Annotated in this window: 13 protein-coding genes and 1 pseudogene; 8 read left to right on the top strand and 6 right to left on the bottom strand. The window is 59.3% G+C overall.

Annotation, left to right across the window (positions count from 1 at the left end; genetic code table 11):
• Nucleotides 1-33: 33 nt before the first annotated feature.
• From QX034_RS16990 to glnT, 4 genes are read right to left on the bottom strand one after another with little or no spacing between them, the layout of a single operon-like run.
• Complete coding sequence (locus tag QX034_RS16990) at nt 34-1,362, bottom strand: FMN-binding glutamate synthase family protein (RefSeq protein WP_315701427.1); 1,329 nt, start codon at nt 1,360-1,362, stop codon at nt 34-36.
• Nucleotides 1,362-2,120, bottom strand: coding sequence for a protein glxC (locus QX034_RS16985; protein WP_315701428.1), 759 nt, complete (start codon nt 2,118-2,120; stop codon nt 1,362-1,364). The genes QX034_RS16990 and QX034_RS16985 overlap by 1 nt, the downstream gene beginning before the upstream one ends.
• Before the next feature lies 1 nt (nt 2,121).
• Nucleotides 2,122-3,018 (bottom strand): glutamine amidotransferase family protein, encoded by an 897-nt coding sequence (locus QX034_RS16980; protein ID WP_315701429.1) that lies wholly within the window; start codon nt 3,016-3,018, stop codon nt 2,122-2,124.
• Between the two features lie 24 nt (nt 3,019-3,042).
• Nucleotides 3,043-4,440, bottom strand: a complete 1,398-nt coding sequence (gene glnT, locus QX034_RS16975; RefSeq protein WP_315728861.1) for a type III glutamate--ammonia ligase — start codon at nt 4,438-4,440, stop codon at nt 3,043-3,045.
• A gap of 159 nt (nt 4,441-4,599) precedes the next feature.
• On the opposite strand from glnT, the gene QX034_RS16970 reads away from it, so the two are divergent.
• The 3 genes and pseudogenes from QX034_RS16970 to QX034_RS16960 all read left to right on the top strand — a co-directional run.
• Complete coding sequence (locus tag QX034_RS16970; protein ID WP_315701431.1) at nt 4,600-5,970, top strand: FAD-binding oxidoreductase; 1,371 nt, start codon at nt 4,600-4,602, stop codon at nt 5,968-5,970.
• A 10-nt stretch (nt 5,971-5,980) separates the two neighbouring features.
• Nucleotides 5,981-6,379: a Rid family hydrolase gene (locus QX034_RS16965; RefSeq protein WP_315701432.1), complete on the top strand. Its 399-nt coding sequence runs from the start codon at nt 5,981-5,983 to the stop codon at nt 6,377-6,379.
• A gap of 274 nt (nt 6,380-6,653) precedes the next feature.
• Nucleotides 6,654-6,830: pseudogene (locus QX034_RS16960) on the top strand (integrase core domain-containing protein); the annotation flags it as partial.
• A 96-nt stretch (nt 6,831-6,926) separates the two neighbouring features.
• Here the strand turns inward: QX034_RS16960 and QX034_RS16955 are convergent.
• Nucleotides 6,927-7,160, bottom strand: coding sequence for a helix-turn-helix transcriptional regulator (locus QX034_RS16955; RefSeq protein ID WP_315701433.1), 234 nt, complete (start codon nt 7,158-7,160; stop codon nt 6,927-6,929).
• 549 nt (nt 7,161-7,709) lie between these two features.
• On the opposite strand from QX034_RS16955, the gene QX034_RS16950 reads away from it, so the two are divergent.
• From QX034_RS16950 to QX034_RS16930, 5 genes are all read left to right on the top strand, one after another.
• A complete protein-coding gene (locus tag QX034_RS16950; RefSeq protein ID WP_315701434.1) occupies nt 7,710-7,985 on the top strand; it encodes a hypothetical protein in 276 nt (91 codons plus the stop codon).
• A gap of 196 nt (nt 7,986-8,181) precedes the next feature.
• Nucleotides 8,182-9,180: a tyrosine-type recombinase/integrase gene (locus QX034_RS16945; RefSeq protein WP_316195630.1), complete on the top strand. Its 999-nt coding sequence runs from the start codon at nt 8,182-8,184 to the stop codon at nt 9,178-9,180.
• A gap of 75 nt (nt 9,181-9,255) precedes the next feature.
• On the top strand, nt 9,256-10,665 hold the full coding sequence (locus QX034_RS16940) for an integrase (RefSeq protein ID WP_316195629.1): 1,410 nt from the start codon (nt 9,256-9,258) through the stop codon (nt 10,663-10,665).
• A 623-nt stretch (nt 10,666-11,288) separates the two neighbouring features.
• Nucleotides 11,289-11,786 (top strand): hypothetical protein, encoded by a 498-nt coding sequence (locus QX034_RS16935; protein ID WP_316195628.1) that lies wholly within the window; start codon nt 11,289-11,291, stop codon nt 11,784-11,786.
• Nucleotides 11,787-12,205: 419 nt separating this feature from the next.
• Nucleotides 12,206-15,514, top strand: a complete 3,309-nt coding sequence (locus QX034_RS16930; protein ID WP_316195626.1) for a caspase family protein — start codon at nt 12,206-12,208, stop codon at nt 15,512-15,514.
• Between the two features lie 346 nt (nt 15,515-15,860).
• On the opposite strand, the gene QX034_RS16925 is transcribed toward QX034_RS16930, so the two are convergent.
• Nucleotides 15,861-16,574 (bottom strand): peptidoglycan-binding domain-containing protein, encoded by a 714-nt coding sequence (locus QX034_RS16925; protein WP_316195624.1) that lies wholly within the window; start codon nt 16,572-16,574, stop codon nt 15,861-15,863.
• Between the last annotated feature and the right edge of the window lies 1 nt (nt 16,575).

Below are 16,575 nucleotides of genomic sequence, written 5' to 3'. Positions count from 1 at the left end.
TGCGCGGCGACCACCGCCGCACCAGCCCAGCAACTATTGACCAGGAATCCAGCTCGTTCCCGCCAGAGGAAGACGCGTCATCGCAGCTGCCTCGATGGTAAGCGCAACGAGATCTTCCGGCTCCAGATTGTGCAGGCGGCTCTTGCCGCATGCGCGCGCGATGGTCTGCGCCTCCAACGTGATCACCTTGAGGTAATTTGCGAGCCGTCGGCCGGCCAGGATCGGGTCGAGCCGGCTCGACAGCGCGGGATCCTGAGTGGTGATGCCCGCCGGATCCTTGCCCTCGTGCCAGTCGTCATAGCAACCGGCAGTCGTCCCCAAAGCACGATATTCGTCTTCATACCGAGGATCGTTGTCGCCCAGCGCGATCAGCGCCGCGGTCCCGATGCCGACAGCATCCGCGCCGAGCGCAAGCGCCTTGGCCACATCGGCGCCGCTGCGAATGCCGCCGGAAACGACGAGCTGTACCTTGCGGTGCATCCCGAGATCCTGCAACGACTGAACGGCGGCGCGGATCGCCGAAAGAATTGGAATTCCGACGTGCTCGATGAAGACGTCCTGGGTGGCTGCGGTGCCGCCTTGCATGCCGTCCAGCACCACCACGTCAGCCCCCGCCTTTACGGCGAGCGCAACATCATAGTAGGGACGGCTTGCACCGATCTTCAGATAGATCGGCTTCTCCCAGCCGGTGAGCTCGCGCAGCTCCAGGATCTTGATCTCCAGATCGTCCGCCCCCGTCCAGTCCGGGTGACGGCAGGCTGAACGCTGGTCTATTCCCATCGGAAGCGAGCGCATCTTTGCGACCCGATCCGATATCTTCTGGCCCAGCAGCATTCCTCCGCCACCGGGCTTGGCGCCTTGGCCCACCACGATCTCAATCGCGTCGGCCTTGCGCAGGTCGTCCGGGTTCATGCCGTATCGGGATGGCAGATATTGATAGACGAGCGTCTTGGACTGCCCGCGCTCCTCCGGAGTCATGCCACCGTCACCAGTGGTGGTCGAGGTGCCGGCCAGACTTGCGCCGCGACCAAGGGCCTCCTTCGCCTGAGCCGAGAGAGCCCCGAAGCTCATGCCTGCGATGGTGACAGGAATATCCAAATGAAGCGGCTTCTTCGCGTAACGCGTTCCGAGAACGACGCTGGTGTCGCAACGCTCGCGATATCCTTCCAGGGGATAACGCGACATCGACGCGCCGAGAAACAAGAGGTCGTCGAAGTGCGGCACCTTCCGCTTGGTGCCACCGCCGCGGATATCGTAAATGCCGGTCGCAGCGGCCCGCCTTATCTCCGCAATGGAGTGTGCATCAAACGTGGCGGACTGGCGCGGCGGGATATACCCCCACGTCTTCTCATGAGTAGTCATCAATAGGCCCCGGCATGGTCGATATTAAAGTTGTAAAGCTTGCGCGCCGATCCATATCGGCGGAATTCCGATACATCGACCTTGTGCGCCTCGCCGGCGCGCTCGAGCAGCGCAAACAGCTCCGCCCGATGCGTATCCCGCAATTCCTTTTCGATGCAGTCGGCGCCGACGCCTTCGACCTTGCCGCGGACGTAGATGTGCGCTTCGTAAATCGAATCCCCCAGAGCATCGCCCGCATCACCGAAGGCGACCAGGCGCCCGGTTTGGCCCATGAAACCGGAGAGATGCCCGATGTCGCCCTTGACGACAATGTCGATCCCCTTCATCGAAATGCCGCACCGAGCTCCCGCATTGCCATCGATCAACAACAGGCCACCATGTCCGGTGGCCCCGGCGGATTGGCTCGCGTCGCCCTTGACGTGAATAAGCCCGGACATCATGTTCTCGCCAACGCCCTGGCCGGCGTTTCCATCGATCACGATGCGAGCACTCTTGTTCATACCGCCGCAGAAATAGCCGACGTGCCCTGCCACTTCGACATCAATGGGCGCATCCACGCCGACCGCGATCGCGTGAGCGCCGTTGGGATTGAGTACACGCCAAAACGTCTCATTGGTCGGGAGCTTCAGCGCCTGAAGCCGAGCGTTGAGCTCACGCAGTGACAGAGCGGAAAGGTCCAGCTCCGTGGCCGGGTCTGACGGCCCCCGCCCTGCCTTGATGTCGTGGCCCGACCACGAGCCAGCTTCAATTCGATTCATCTCAGTGTTCCCAGAAGTAAGGCGTTGCCGGTTTCGGCTCGAAGACCCGCGCATTCGCAATGCCCGGGAGCCCAGCGAGGCTGCGATACTCGGAGGCGAACGCCACGTAATCGTCCGTCTCCGCCATGACGGCCGGTTTGCATGCGATCGGATCACGCAGCACCCCGAAACCATTCTTTGTTCCGACCACGAAGGTGAAGAAGCCATCGAGATCATCGACGCTCGACTTCAGCGCATCTCCCAGCGTACGTCCGCGTCGCAGCTCTCGCGTGATATAGCCTGCGGCGACCTCGGTATCGTTCTCCGTTTCCGGAACGATGCCGTTCTGCCGAAGCTCGCGACGAAGCGAAGCGTGGTTCGAAAGCGAACCATTGTGAACCAGACACTGGTCAGGTCCGGTCGAAAACGGATGAGCGCCGGTGGTGGTCACCGCCGACTCGGTTGCCATCCGCGTATGGGCTATGCCGTGCGTTCCCGCAAAGGATTGAATATCGAACCGCCGGGCAACGTCATCTGGATAACCAACCTCCTTGTAGATTTCGAGGTTGACCCCTTCGCTCAAGACGCGAACGTCCTGCGCGTTTTCGGCGAGCCAGGCGCGACACTGATCCGCCGAATCCACCGGCACGCTGAGCACGCCATGCGTGTAGCGATTGGTCACAAGGATAGCGACCCCCAGAGAATGGGCGAGAAGCGCGCCAAGCGCCCCAAAATCGGACCGTTCGGCGACGGACGTCAACGTGAGCTTCGTCCTGCCGGGACTTTCCGCCGTGTATAAAGCGAAGCCGGCGGAGTCCGGACCCCGGCTACACAGGGTCGAAGTCATCTCGGCGAGCAAAGCCCCAAGCACGGGTTGCAGCCGAGGGGCCTTGATGAACAGTCCTGCAATTCCACACATCGCGATCTCCAGTGCAAGCGAAGGCTAGAAAAAGCTGAGATATCGCTCGACTTCCCAGTCTGACACGTGCCGATGATATTCTAGCCATTCGGAGCTCTTCAGCGACACGAACTCATCAACGACCGGAGACCCGAGCGCGGCTGCGAACAACGGATCCGCCTCGAGCTCCCTCAAAGCCTCGGAAAGGGTTTGCGGCAACAGCTCCACGCCCATGCCACGAATGGCGTCGAGCGAAAGGCCGTAGAAATTCACATTCTTCGGCTCACCCGGATGAAGCTCGCGGTCGATGCCGTCCAGGCCGGCGGCAATCAGCGCTGCTGTCGCGAGATATGGATTCATGCTGCTGTCGCCGGTGCGGATTTCGATCCGCCCGTAGGGTATGCGCGCCATGGCCGTGCGGTTATTGTCGCCATACGCGATGAACGCAGGCGCCCAAGTTGTGCCGGAGACCGTGCGCCCGACCACAAGGCGCTTGTAGGAGTTGACCGTGGGCGCCAGGAGCGCGGTCAGCCCCTTGGCATGCGCCATAACGCCACCGAGGAAATGATAGGCGAGCTTGGTCAGCCCAAGGCCGTTTGGATCTGCATCGTCGTGGAAGAGATTACGGCCATTGCCGTCGGCGATCGAGCAGTGGATATGCATGCCGCTGCCCGTCGAATTGCTCCGGGGCTTGGGCATGAACGAACAGATCCCGCCGAGATCGTTGGCGATTTCCGAGGCCGCCATCTTGAACAGCGTAATCTGATCGGCCGTCTTCAGTGCATCGGCATATTTGAAGTTGATCTCGTATTGCCCGTTCGCATCCTCATGATCGATCTGATAGACGTCGATCCCTATGGCCTGCAGCGATTCCGTGACCCGCTCCAGGAAGCTTCGCCCGCGCATCAGACCTCGATAGTCGTAGGCTGGCTTGGCGAGTGTGTCGGTCCCGTCGAAGGGCTGCAATTTTCCATCGCCATCCCGACGCAATAGGATGAACTCAGGCTCCAACCCCGTGTTCAGAGTCCAGCCGCGCTCGGCAAGACGCGCGACCTGCTTCTTCAGAACGTTACGCGTGTCGACGGGATGGGGAACGCCCTTTACCGTTCCCACGCCCATCATTCGCGCGTAACCCGGCGCCCACGGCGTCACGGTCAGCGTATCGAGCTCACAGACGACCATGTATTCGGGTTCGTGGGGCAACAACCCGAGCCCCCATGCGCCGCCACCGGCAAAGCCGGCGCCGTCGGTCAAAATATCTTCGAGGTGTTGCACGGGGACGGACTTGCTCTTGGCCACGCCGTGCAGGTCGACGAATTGGGCGAGAACGTAGCGGACGCCCGTCTGCTTGAGGAAGGCTTGAGCGCCGGTAAGATCCAGCCCGGCGGGAGTCGCGAGACTGCCTGGAGCCAGCGTGCCGGACCACGCATTGGGAATGTGCATCTGAACTCTCCTTGGAAGACGCTTCCTCACCGATCCCACGTTGCGATCTCGGCAAGATTTTTTGCACCGGCAACTTCCCTATAAATGCGACTTGCATATAATGCAAGTAATTTTTATTATCTGCAAGCGATGATGATGGGAAACCTGGAAACAACTGCGATGACGCATTTCGTCGATCCGAATTCGCGGCACGAGCCGATAGGAATTCGGCTCTCGGATCTCTCCGAAGGTCGCACCAAATATTGGACGACGCAGGCAATTCCATATTGGTGGCGCGCCGCTGTGCCGCGCACCGGCCCTTGGCCCGCCCCACCAAAGAAGGCTGACGTCGTCGTTATCGGGGCAGGCTTCTCAGGCCTTTCCGCTGCCCTCGTACTTGCTCGTGCCGGAAGACAAGTGGTCGTCGTCGACGCCTTCGTTCCCGGTTATGGCGCAAGTACACGCAACGGCGGTCAGATCGGCAGCGGAAATCAGAAATTTCGGGTAAAAACCCTCGTCGAAATGAAGGGCGAGCGGAAAGCAGTTGAACTGCTGCACGAAGGCGTCGAGATGCTCGACGGCATCGAAGCTCTGATCAAGGAAGAGAAGATCGACTGCTCTTTCGTCCGATGCGGGCGCTTTCGCGGCGCTATGCGCGTAGAACACTACGACACCATGGCGCGCGACATGCAGGATCTGAAACGCTACGCCAACGTCGATTCCTATATGGTCAATCGAGCCGAGCAGCACAAGGAGATCGGCACGGAGCTGTTTCACGGCGGATCCGTGTTGCCAATGGACGCGAGCCTGCATCCCGGCAAGTACCACAGCGGCCTCCTCGCTCGCGTTATTGATGCCGGCGGCACGGTGCATGGCCATCTGCCGGTCCGAGCAATCTCATCAGAGAGGAACGGGCACACGATCCACTTCGAGCGGTTCAGCATCCAGGCGCGCGACGTTCTCGTGGCTACCAACGGATACACGAAGAATGTCGGCGCCTTTTTCCGGAAGCGAATCGTCCCGATCCGCTCCGCGCAAATCACGACCGAGGAAATCGCACCCGATATCTTCACGCGGCTGATGCCGACAAGGCGCGCCTATGGAAATACGAACCGCGTGTTTTTCTATTTTCGCCCCGCCCCCGACGAGAACCGGCTGATCTGGGGCGGCCGATCAAATCATTTCGCAAGAGACTCGGTGCTGGCCGCCTATACGCATCTCGCCCACGACTTGCTGCGCACCTTCCCCATACTGGGAGAAGTGAAGGTGTCATACGCGTGGAGCGGCCTCATCGGCTACACGTATGATGAATTTCCCCACCTCGGCCGTTCTCCAGACGGACTCTATTACGCAATGGGCTACTGCGGGACGGGCGTGTCGCGCTCGACGCATTTTGGCCGGAAGATCGCCTTGCAGATGCTCGGAAAGCCGGAGGGCCGGTCCGCCTTCGACGAGCTCTCGTTTCCGAGCCACACCTTCCACGCATTCGCCAAGCCTGCCGTTCCCTTCGTCGAAGGCTGGTATCGTCTGCGCGATGCAACAGGACTATAAAGGAGTCAAAATGATCACTATTCCCGAAAGCAAAGCGAAGCGCCAGAACATCTCATCGGGCGGAGCATACGAGAACGTCTTTGGCTATTCCCGCGCCGTCGCAAAAAACGGCCAGGTTCACGTATCCGGCACATGTGCGCCCGCCAGCTTCGAAGGACGCAACGCCTACGAGCAGGCGAAGGCCGCCCTGGAGACGATTGCGTCGGCCCTGGCGGCCGCGGGCGCCGCCCTCGGCGACGTTGTCCGGACCGTCGTGTACGTTCGGAACATTGCCGATGCCGACCAAGTCGCGCAGGCGCACCTGGAGATATTCGCCTCCATTCGCCCCGCATCGACCCTGGTGCAGGTCACCTCGATGCTGCGTTCGTGGCAGCTCGTTGAAATCGAGGTCTACGCTCTGATGGAATGAGTATCTTGAGAACTGGTTCCGGCGGGAAGGTCGTCGCTTGCGTTTGGCCATCATAATGAGCCGGCGCCGCGCGACGCTCCCGGCGTGAAGGCGTGGAGCCCCAAACGTTCTCGTCGTCACGCACGGCTGCCTGTTCCTTCTCCGTTAGCCCCCTCGGAGAGCGTGCTGGCAGTCGCGGCGAGGCACTCGACCGGCTCGTCGTCGGTTTGCTTTCGTGATCAACGCCTGGCGGAAGATCAGGGCGGCTCGGGGATATTCGCCCTTCTCGACGACCGGACGCTTCCGGGAGGAATGCCTCAACGCCCACTGGTTCCTGAGCCTTGCCGACGCCCAGGAAAAGGTAGAGACTTGGCGTAGGTACTATAACGAAGAACGTCCCCATGGCGCGATCGGCAACAGACCGCCGATTTTGCTGCAAAACCACGCTGGCGCAACCAGCCCGCCACCGTGATAAGAGGCGCAAAACTCTAGTTCTGGGTGGTCTAAAGTTCGGTCTCACTGCATGGGCTTTCGCAGTATCGGTGTCCCCGAGCTGTTGCAGAGGACGCTACTCCTTTTCTCTCTTCGACTGAGCGTCGGGCTTTAGTAGGTCGAGATAGTCCACATCGAGTGCGACCGATAGCTCGTAAATCGTCACGACCGTCGGGTTGCGCTGCCCCTTTTCCAGGCCGCTAATGTACTGCTGGCTGAAGCCAGAAATCTCCGCCAGCCTCTCCTGAGTCATATCTTTGCTTTTTCGGATCCGCAGAACGTTGCGGCCAACCAACCGACGCATGTCCATGAGCTGAAGTCAGCCCATTGCGCGCGCGCTTTTTATCAACTATAGTATGTATCCACTAAAGTGTGTAGCGCTTGATCGGATTATGAGGACGTTCCGTGTCGCGAAGTCGTTTCGGCGAACCGAATCCGCAAGGTCGTGCCGTAGCAGTGAGCGCGATTGAACATGGCAACGTGGTCATTACAGTTGCGAGCCTAGCCTGCGAGCGCGTCGTGTCCGCCGCCCCCGTCTGCAGCTTCATAACCACGATTATGGGTGGTCCGCTTCGCGGCGAGACGTGGCAGAGCAGAACGTGGAGCAACATGATTCGAAGTCACTCAGACGCTGTATCTCGCGTCTCCGAGCTCCTCGTGGCTGAGCACGATAACGCCTCGCAGGCAGACGATGAGCACCCGCGATAGAGCCCTTGAACCCCACCCTTTTGCTTCCGATAGCGCGACGACACTTCCGAAAGACGCAAAGGCCTTCACTCTTACCTGATCCGGAGCCTAGACACATCCGCCGGCGTTTTTTCTGGCAGGTGCACAGGGCTTCGGAAAGGGTATCCGATCGATGCCAAGGCAGACGGCTCTCCCTTCATCACTGAAGCCGCGCCTCATTACTCGCGAGGCGGCAGCCGCCTACATCTGCGTTTCCGCCAACGTCTTTGATCAGATGGTGCGAACAGGTACTATGCCGAGGCCCAAACTTCTCGGCGGGCGCCGGAAAGCATGGGACGTCCGAGAACTGGATACCGCCATTGATCTGCTGCCTTCGGATGGCAATGATCTTGGCCTTGACGAGACGTGGAGTGATGTCGATGCCTCGAAGGTTGCCGCCATACGTTGAGCGCAATCACGTCAAGGGGCATACGTATCTGTCATTTCGGCGCGGCAAAGGTGGGCGCATTCGCCTACCAGATGACCCGACCAGTCCTGAGTTCATGTCGGCCTACCGAGACGCCCTCCTCGGTCAAGCGACATCATCGAGGCCCGAACTCCGATCTCCAGCTCCAGGCACAATTTCCGCGCTGATCGCCTCTTACATGCGAAGCTCCGAATACATCGGCCTCCGTAAGACGAGCAAGGAGGGTTACGGCAGACGCCTCGAAGCACTCAGAATTGAGCATGGTCATCGGAGCGTCGCTGGACTTTCTCGTGAGCGCATCATCACGGGCATTCTTCAGCCCTTCGCCGATCGGCCCGGTGCAGCTCTCGATACACTCAAGAAACTTCGCATTCTGATCCGTCACGCCATCAACATCGGATGGATCAAGCACGATCCGTCGCTTGGAATAAAACGACCCAAGCTTCAGCGCATCAGATCTTGGACCGAGGATGAGATCGAGCTTTTCCGCAAGAAGTGGCCGCTGGAAACCACACAACGGCTGGCCTTCGAACTGTTCTTGAACACGGGCCAACGACGTTCGGACGTGGTCCGCATGGCATGGTCCCACATCGCGCCCGAAAACAGAATCGCCGTCGCGCAGCAGAAGACAGGACGACGGCTATTAATTCCGCTCCACCGTGACCTGCTTTCAGCCTTGGCCGTCGCCAAGCGTGACCACGTGTCCATCATCACGACCGCCTACGGCCAGTCCTTCAGCGTTGACGGATTCAGCCAATGGATGCGCGATGCCATTACTGACGCGGGCCTGCCGCTCGGTTGTCAGCCGCACGGTTTGCGGAAGGCGACCGGCCGCCGCCTGGCTGAGGCTGGCGCAACGGCGAAGATGATCATGTCCGTCCTTGGCCACACCACTCTTGCAGAGGCTGAGCGATACACTGAGGAGGCTGATCAGGCGAGCCTTGCGGTCGATGCTCTGGCACGCCTGGAGGGACACAAGGCGAACGACTTTCCCCAAACGCAATCTGCTGGTTTGGGAAAACCGACCAAAAGCCCAAGAAAATCAGCGGGGGTAAAGCAGAACTGGCGCTCCCTAGGGGAATCGAACGCCTGTTTCAGCCTTGAGAGTTGGAGTTTTTTCTGCTTGGCCAGTTCGCATCCATTCGCCACAATCCAATATTATCATATACTTAGATGATGGAGGTTCGCGGTTGACCGCCTCCATACGCCCTCGCTTATTCGACGAATATTCGACGGTTTCGAGAAGGTTGTCATGGCGAAAACACTCGTCGAGGAACAGATCACGACGGCCAGGGCGCGCTCCAAATTGGATCTAGGCGTTCATTGGCGACGCCTCGATGCCGAGGCACATCTTGGCTACCGCAAGGGCAAGCGAAGTGGGAAATGGCTGGCACGCTGGCGCAATCACCATGATGGGGCCAATTACAAGCAGGCGCCGATCGGCGTTGCCAACGACGTCAACGACAAACCAGCCGAAGGCACGCTGACCTTTGAACAAGCCGTGACACAAGCGCGAGAACACGTCACCAGGTCAAGGGCAGAAGCGACAGCGCTAGCTGCCGGACCTCCGCCCACAGTGCAATCGGCAATTGAGATATACGTTCGAGAGCGCAATGCCCGTGACAGCCGTAGGGCCGGTCGCGACATTCGATCCGATGCTGGCCACCGACTGCGGCGCTACCTTCTTGGCCAAGAGCGGCGTGGCCGCCAGGAAGCCATTAAGGCTGCCCCGCTTGTCGCTGTCCGCCTGTACGAGTTGACAGAAAACCACCTCTTGACTTGGCGCGAGAGCCTGCCGGCACAATTGAAGGCCACAACCCGGCGCCGGCTCGCAGCTGACCTGAAAGCTGCCCTAAATGCAGCATGGCTCCGCCTGCCCTCGGAACAAAAGAAGTTGAACCCGACATTCCCTTCGATCGTGAAAGACGGGCTCAAGGCTGAGCGAATCGACGATGACGACGAGACATCTGTAGCTCGAGACAACCAAATTCTCACGGATGCACAGGTCAGCACCCTCCTCCGAGCCGCGCGCAAGATCGACGAGGAGCAAGGGTTTGAAGGCGACCTGTATCGCATTGTCGTGTGCCTTGCGGCAACGGGTGCGCGATTTGCGCAACTAAGGCGTATGCGCGTGAGTGATGCGCAGCAGATAGAGCGACGCCTGATGGTGCCAGGGTCCTACAAGGGGCGCGGCGGCAACGGCGGCTATGTGCCGGTACCCGTGGGCGAAGATGTCATTGACGTTCTGTTGCCGGCGATTTTAGGCCGCCCGAAAGAAGCGCCATTGTTCGAGCGCTGGAGGTACGAGCAGGCTGGTAGCTTCGGGTGGAAAAAGTCAGAGCGCGGTCCGTGGAGGACAGCCGAACTCACTCGCCCGTGGCAAGACATCCGCAAGCGCGCCGGGCTCCCGAAGGTCATCCCTTATGCATTCCGGCATTCCAGCATCGTACGCGGCCTACGCAATTTACTGCCTATCCAGCACGTTGCTAAACTGCACAACACATCGGTGCAGATGATTGAACGCCATTATGCGAAATACATCGCAACTGCCCTCGAAGATCTTGCCAGAGCGGCTGTCATACCGCTTATTCTCCCGGAGAGGCCCGGCAAGCATTTCGCCGATGGCGGGGTCCAACCAGAGGCTCTTGTTGCCGATCCATGATGCCTTGGATGGAACGGCCCTGCTGGGCCTGCGTCGTAACGCTGCAGGCGGTCAGTTATTTACTTTATTGTCTACTTTTGAGGAAAAATCTCTCTGCTGTTCGCGTGTACCGCATGATGCCAACCAGAGACAGCAGAGATTGCACAACGACGAGCCTGCGACGACGATCGTCGTAGCCGTAACTCGGCCGTTTCCGATGAGCTCATAGATTTTTGTTCGCCCAAGACCGGTCGCTTCACACGCTTCCACCACGGTACAGGTCAGCCGCTGCGCAAACGGGATGCAATCCGGCGGGTGACGCTTCGACTCCTCTGGAGTCACAATAGGCGCGGTTTGGGTAGTGCATTCGATGTCTCGGCCACGCCGCGTCAAGGATGTACTTCCTCCGTGGCCGAAGGAATGCACCGCGAGGCCGCCTGCACCCGACGTCAACAGGACCGAAAGAGCAGAGTGTCCTGGCGTACATCAGAAGACTGCGGAGGGATCAGCCTATAAAGCCTGAGCCAACATTTTCGGACCGCATGGTCGCGTTCGATTCGTCCTTCTATCGCCTGTGCGACTCATCCGCTTCTATACGGTATTCACAGTCCGCAACATCGACGAGTTGGGAGAGCGCGGGACTAATGCAGAAGGAACAAAGACGCAAGCGCAAGCAGACGCCGACGTACAAACAGGCGCTTCTTGCGTCCGTTAAATCCGTCACGGCGAGTTACTATGTACAAAAAAACGGCGACGGCGTCTCGGACGAAGCCATAACCGAGGTGCGCTGCGACATCGTCGCAATGCATCCTGAGATCCCCAAGCACCTAGGCAAAGAAGTGACCTGTTCGCTCATGTGTTCGCGGAAATACGACCTTGTTGATGATCCAGACGAAGTGCCTTGGCCGCGAATTGGCAAGGGTCAGACCGTTTCCGAAATGCCTTTCTTGCTCGACATGCGACTTAGCAAGGAAGGCGGATTGTTCTCCGCTTACTTGCGCGAGGCCGCGTACTGGGCGTTGCAGGTCGACTTGAAGAGCGGGCGATCGAAGTTCATCAAGGCAACCTTCATCAAGACTCGTCGTGGGGGTGGTGATCTGATCAGCTTGAGCTTCTCGGAAACGCCGCCGGAGCAATCGTGAGCGGGATTTGCGATCGGGTGGATAGACGTGCCTATCCGACTGGGGCGACCTGACGCGGAGCGTTCGAAAAACGGCGGTAAAGGTTTGCTCTCGTCATCGCAGAGGACTAACGTGCGGTGTATTCTTCCGAGGCTTACTTGAGCTTGGAAGGGTGTCGGCAGCTAAATACATTCAAGGGGCGTTCGGACAAGAGGCCGCTTAAGGCGCCATTGGACCATGATAGCTTTTCCGATTTGTCCGAACCAGCGCATGGCCTCAGATCGCCCCCTTTTCGGGTCATCTCTGGGCTGAAGAGGGTCACTCTGCCAGAGGACAATGCTGCGATACGGCGTCATGCGATTCAATAAGGAATGGCGGCTCATCATCGTCGGAAATCGAGGCCCGAGAATCATTTTCCACGAACCGGCAGGGAGATTATTTTGAGTGCCACGCGGCTAGCCCGGCTTTGTTTGGGCGTTTCGTTACGGCCAGGTGCCGGCTCTTTTTGCGTTGCGAGCGTCATCGTACTGCTCGTCAATCTGTGCGGCGCGGCAATGGGGTTTGATGCAACCGTGCCGACGGAGATCGTTGTCCAAAGCGGGCACTCTGAAGGAACGGATGTGCTGTCGTTCTCCCCTAATGGAACGATCATTGCTTCGGGAAGCAGCGACGGCACGGTCAAGCTATGGACCGCCGAGCGGCTATTCTTGTTGCGGACGCTGCGCGACGGATCGGGCGCTGTCGGAGCCATCGCGTTCACTGGGGACGACCGGGTCGTCGCTGGTTACCGAAATGGTAAACTCATCGCATGGGACACAGCCACCGGGCGTAAGCTCCGCGAACTTAAGCATTCCGGATCGGTGAAGGCACTTGCGGTCCTTTCGAAAGACCGCGTGCTATCGGCAACCCAAGACGGATCTGTGAACATCTGGGATTTGTCCGACGGTGCCATCGCGACGGTCAATCACCGTGCGAACGTCCACTACTCTCAGCTGGCGGTCGCACCCGACCGCCGATCCTATGCCGTCGTAGCGGATAATGGCACGGTCGCGATCGGGCATCTCGGACGAGGCAACGCCCGCATCGTGAGAGCTCTGACCGGCGTTCGCTCGATCGGCTGGTCCCAGCAGGGGACCTTACTAGTGGCAACGTGGACAGGCGAGCTCCTTGGGTGGAATGCACTCACAGGTCGTCGGTTGTCCTGGCGCACATCAGCCTTGCCGGTCGGCATTGGCGCTGCTCCTCTCTTTTCCTCCGACGGGCACTACGCGATCGTGGGCGACAATGACGGTAAACTCATCATCGTGAATCTGACCGATCTGACGAGAACTGAACAGCATGCACATTTGGACTTCGTCAGCGCTCTTGCATTCGATGCTGGTGGATCGCGGATTGTTACAACCGGAAACGACGACGCCATGCGAATATGGAGCACCGATGCCCTAAAGAAATTGGCCGAGGCGTCTGTTAGGCCGCAGCCCGTAGAAGCCTTAGCCACGAACCAGAGAAATCACCTCCTCGTTTCGGGTGACTTTCAGGGCATGCTTGCGGTCTGGGACTTACGAGGAGGTGAGAAACTCAGGTCGCTTCGCATTGCCCAGAACTCGGTCACGGAACTTACCGTCGGCATCTCGCAGGACGGTGCGCTCGCATCGACATCCGCGCGAGGAACAGGGGATGACGTGACCACTTCAGTGTGGTCCCTACGGGGAGACGCCACAGCAGCCGGCGCGAGAGAATGGACAAGCATCGGTGCCATGAACCCGGCTGGTTCAGTGCTGGCGACCTTTGGCAAAATGATCATCTTCTGGGATGTCGACACGCACAAGCGCCTGCGAGAAGCGCCCGGCATCGGTGAAGTCCATGTCGCCACCTTTTTACCCGATGGGGCTTCAATTGCGACTGCAGGCACTGACAACCGTATCAAATTTATCAGCGCAGCGACAGGAGCGGTCCAGCGCGAGCTCCGCGCTAGAACGAACGCAGTCGCGGCGCTCGCTGTCTCAGGCGATGGGCGAACTCTCATTGTCGGGGGCTACGATAACCGAGTCGAGTTCTGGACGCTTGATCCCTTGCAACCACTCGGAATGGTTACGGAGCACGCGCAGCCTGTGACCGCCGTTGCTGCCTCGAAAGATGGCAAGCTCGCGCTCTCAGCTAGCCGAGACGGGACTGTAAAGACATGGGATGTACTCCACGGACAACGTCTGTCGGAATTTACGGGTCACACGAGCAACGTCCTGTCGGTCGCCTTCGTCGCGGACGAACATTTTGCAGCCTCGGCTGGACTGGACGGAGCGATCCGGATTTGGGATCCCCGTACCGGCAAGGAGATCGCGGCATTCGTGTCTGGCTCGGCGGAGGACTGGATCGCAATTACACCTGCGGGATTCTTCCGCGAGCCCAACCGGCGGAGTGTAGCACCTATCCACATTGTGCACGGCTTCGATGTAACCACTATCGAGCAGGTCCGGCAATCTCTCTTCAACCCTGACCTTGTTCGCGAGGCCCTCGACGGGGATCCGGACGGCGAGATCACGCGAGCCGCGACTTCGGCCAATATCGACGATGTGCTCGCCAGCGGACCGGCGCCGGAGGTCTCGATCCAAGTCCCGGAGTCGGACGACAACAGCGCCCCGGGCGTGATCACCGCTGAAGCGACGATCATTGATCGGGGAAGAGGCGTCGGAAGGATCGAGTGGCGAGTCAACGGCATTACGACCGCGGTGCGCGCTGGGCCAGAGGGAAATGGTCCGCGATACAGGATCAAGCAACTGCTAGCGCTGGATCCCGGCGACAACGTCGTCGAACTCGTCGCATACAATGGTTCCAACGTCCTCGCCTCACTCCCTGCACGCACCACCCTAAACTGGCAAGGCGGCGCGTCCACCAAAGGCCGCCTGCATGTCCTGGCTATTGGTGTCAACGCCTACGATGACACCCTATTTAAAAGGCTAAACAATGCCGTGAACGATGCCCAGGCGCTCGGAAAGGCTTTCGAGGCCGCCGCCGGCGGCATGTACGATGCGGTCGACGTCGAATACGCGCTAGATGAAGAGGCGACTCCTACTAAGCTCGACAAGCTGATCGATCGCATGGCCGCGCGCATTGGTCCAAGAGATACGTTCGTGTTCTTCGCAGCCGCTCACGGCACATCTGAGAATGGACGCTTCTACCTGATACCCTACGGGTTCAGGACTGACGCCACTCCGTTGAGCGAGAAGGCGATCGGGCAGGACAGGTTACAAGACTGGATCGGCAACCGCATCAAAGCGCGGAGAGCACTGCTCCTGCTTGACACCTGCGCATCGGGAGCGCTCGTGAGCAGTTATGCATTATCGCGTACGCGAGCCCCGGCCTCCGAAGCGGCCGTCGGACGTCTTCACGAGGCCATTGGACGCCCGGTCCTGACCGCGGCGGCGTCAGGGCAGGCGGCGCTAGAAGGCTACCAGAAGCATGGATTGTTCACCTGGGCCATACTTGACGCGCTTAAGCACGGTGATCGCAACGGCAATGGCCTGATCGAGGTTAGCGAACTGGCAGCTTATGTCCAGTCGTTGACGCCTGACTTGAGCGAAACTGTAGACAGGCAGCAGCTCCCATCCCTGGAAGAGGCTCGCGGCGCCCTGGCGATGATGCAGACGCGCATCGAGCTTCGCTCTGGCTACCGCCAATCGGCTCGCCTCGGGTCGGAGGGCGAGGACTTTTCCTTAGTCGAGCAGATCTCCCGCGATGTATCCGCGAAGTAATGCCGACATGTCTGGGAACGCCCGCCTTGTCGAGGACTAGATATCGCACCTCGCAACGCTCTACCGACAACCCGCTGACTTCTCGATGCGGCGGCCTTCCCTGTGACTAGCCGCATCAGAGCTCGATGATCCCTTCGATATCTCGCTCCCTTTCTGTGAGCTGTGGACCGGCCTCCACCTTGTCAGCGCACCGACCTTCTTTGCTAACTATATCATTGCGCTCTCAAGCGCTGATTCCGCTCGACGTGGAGCGTTTATGTCCGTCCCAATGTTTCCCAAAAGACGTTCTACTCACGACATTCGCATATAGTGGTGGATTTTGTCGTGAGTGTCAGTTGCGACGCGCTCAACAACCTTCGCCTCGCTTCGCTTCCGAGCGAAGTAGCCGCATCGTCGAATCGTCCGCCACGCCCGTTTCGTTCAGCCCCATAGCCTTTTGAAATAGCCGCAATGAAGCCTCCGTTTTCGCCGTGAAATACCAGTCAGGAACCTCAGCAAAGTACCCCAATTCGGACAACATGCGTTCCAGGCTCAGAACACGTGGCGTAAAGTCTCCCGCACGAAGAACTGCCCCGGCCCGGCCGGCGATATCGAATGCAGTCGTGCAGATTTCCGGGGGAGCAGTCGCCAGGTCATACACGCCAGTGTTCCTGATCTCATCAGCGTCTACCGAACCGGGAACAGCGGTGTCAAGAAACGGAATCATGGATAATCGTTTGGTGCTCACGCGTGCATGGCCGGCCTTGTCGAACGCTATAAAGAAATGACCACCATCACACTCGATCGTGCAATCCAGGTTGGCGCCGGCTTTTCCACAAGGAAGCATCGGGGCTGTGAAGAGCCACATGTGAGGGACGCCCCATAGCTCTATCGCAAGCGCACGATCGCGCCCCCTGAGAAAGATCTTCTTCACTGGCCCATGGCTCTTCTCATAGCTGGCAGCGAAGCAAGCCTCGTCAACTGCCGTCGCGTCCTTTTGCGCGTCATTCTCGGCTGCAGCTACGCCCGTCACTCCTGACACTATCGCCATCGCAATCGCCAGCCGAATTCCAAGCTGCATC

Origin of the sequence: Bradyrhizobium sp. SZCCHNR3119 (assembly GCF_032487775.1) — a bacterium.
Classification (GTDB): Bacteria; Pseudomonadota; Alphaproteobacteria; order Rhizobiales; family Xanthobacteraceae; genus Bradyrhizobium.
Note: the sequence above shows the minus strand (reverse complement) of the source record. Positions and strands in the feature narration are given on the sequence as shown.